Source organism: Pseudomonas sp. (genome assembly GCF_049645325.1).
Lineage (GTDB): Bacteria > Pseudomonadota > Gammaproteobacteria > Pseudomonadales > Pseudomonadaceae > Aquipseudomonas.
The window spans coordinates 1-1,787 of record NZ_JBARTQ010000607.1 but is presented as its reverse complement, the minus strand read 5'-3'; the positions used below and the strand labels follow the sequence as shown (position 1 = coordinate 1,787).

The following is a 1,787-nucleotide window of genomic DNA, read 5'->3' as shown; positions in this document are numbered from 1 at the left end:
CTACAACGTGGATGCAGGGCTCGGGCTGTTCGCCGGCTTGAACGTGCTCCCCAAAAAATCGTTTGCGACGGACTACTCGTATCGCACCGGGCGTCAGCACCAGCAGCAGTTGCTGGGATCGTGGGTGAAGAAACTCTCGCCGATACTGCTGCCGGAAGCGAAGGCTTTCTCGCTGGATTTCCATCCGATCCCCTATCGAGGCGAAGAGGCCGTGCTGGAGAATCACTACATTCCGTGTCGTGGCCAAGCCTGTCCTATACCGCTTACATAAATGGAGCCAAGTGTGCTCATCTAAATGGGTGCAAGCAGCGCACAGCAGGTAGTGCTGGTGATCGGCGAGCTTGGGGAGTAGCAGCAGCTGGGTATTAGCCAAGGTGTGCTTTTAATGGAACTCAGCGACTGGCTAGCAGCGCGTCGTTCCAATCGTGAGCGGGTGGTCGCAGACGTTTGATCGCGGGGGTTTTTCTGATCATCTGGCAACTCGCTGCGTTGCCAGGCTGGTCGTCATCGAAGCCGCAGTAGATGTCATAGCCGCGAGCCAGCAGTGGATAGAGCCAAGGCGGATCGGGGCGAACGCCCGCGGTCGAAATGCAGATGCATCCGATATGAAGTTCCGTCGCATGCAGTTGAAAGCAGCTGATCGCGTCGATCGCCGATTCGCAGAGGACGATCTTGTCAGAACCCGCAACGCCGACCCAGAAGTAACCGGCGTCCTTGCACGTGCCGGGCGCCAGTCCACGCCACATTCTCTGGCCGGTGCCCCGCAGTTCCGCGCCAATCGGACGATTGGCTTTGCCGGCCACCATCAGAAAGACCGCGTTGGCTCGCCGGTCGGCATAGACCTTTCCCGCCTCGATCAGCGGTTCCAAGACGCCTGCCGCGAGACAACGCTGCTCGGTGAGATAGTGACGCACGCGCTGGAGGTTGGCGCGATTGGCCACAGGCAGGCGTGGGCCAGGTTTGGCGCGCGCGTCCGAGCCAGCAGAAGACGGCGGCGAGCAAGCGGGGGTCGCAGGCGCGGCAGCAGCGGCGGCAGCAAGATGCTGCTGGAGCCATCCGACCGCCACCTGAACGTCCCAGCCGCTCAAGTGCATCACAAGGTCGATCGCCCCGCCGCCCCCTTCGTGGCGATGCCAGTTGAAGAACTTGGCACCCGTCACCGAAAGCGGACCACGCTCGGTGCGCCATTGATGCCGGTCGCGCCGATCACGCTGGGCGCCCCAGTGCGTCAACACGGTCTCCAACGGTATCGAGCGAACCGCGTCGGCTTGCTGGCGGAAGTCGTGGAGCGTCACCGCACGTCACTCGTCGAACTTGTCCCGCAAGCTCTTGCAGTTCTTCATGTTGACGACGTGACAGTTCTCGGTCAGTCGATCGATCAAGGCGGCTGTCAATTGCACGTTGTGCAGAAACGACCCCCATTCGGCGAAGCCCAGGTTGGAAGTGATGAGGGTCGTTTTCTTCTTGTGCCGCTTGTGCATCAGCGTAAAGAACTGCCCCACCTGCGCCGCTTCCACCTCCACGTAGCCCACTTCGTCAATCACCAGACAGTCGTACGAAAGATAGCGCCGCAGCACCTTCCCCTCGCTGCGGTCCGCCAGCGACTGGAACAGTTCCTGCAGCAACTCGGGAAACGTCACAAAGTAGCCCCGCTGACCGCGATCGATCGCTTGCAGCAGGAAGGCCGTGGCCAACCCGCTCTTGCCGCACCCGGTGGGCCCCAACCAGACCATATTCCGCTGCTTGGTCATATAGTCGAAGCTGTCGTAGTACGACATGATCTTCTT

At 60.9% G+C, this 1,787-nt stretch carries 3 protein-coding genes; 1 reads left to right on the top strand and 2 read right to left on the bottom strand.

The features are described from left to right. Positions 1 to 271: hypothetical protein (locus tag WBB95_RS25470; protein WP_424490092.1), on the top strand; the 271-nt coding region annotated here is incomplete at its 5' end. Between the two features lie 121 nt (positions 272 to 392). Here WBB95_RS25470 and WBB95_RS25465 read toward each other — a convergent pair. Both WBB95_RS25465 and WBB95_RS25460 read right to left on the bottom strand, forming a co-directional pair. Then, positions 393 to 1,295 (bottom strand): DUF3991 domain-containing protein, encoded by a 903-nt coding sequence (locus WBB95_RS25465; protein ID WP_424490091.1) that lies wholly within the window; start codon positions 1,293 to 1,295, stop codon positions 393 to 395. A gap of 6 nt (positions 1,296 to 1,301) precedes the next feature. Next, a partial coding sequence (locus tag WBB95_RS25460; protein ID WP_424490090.1) for an ATP-binding protein occupies positions 1,302 to 1,787 on the bottom strand: 486 nt, incomplete at its 5' end.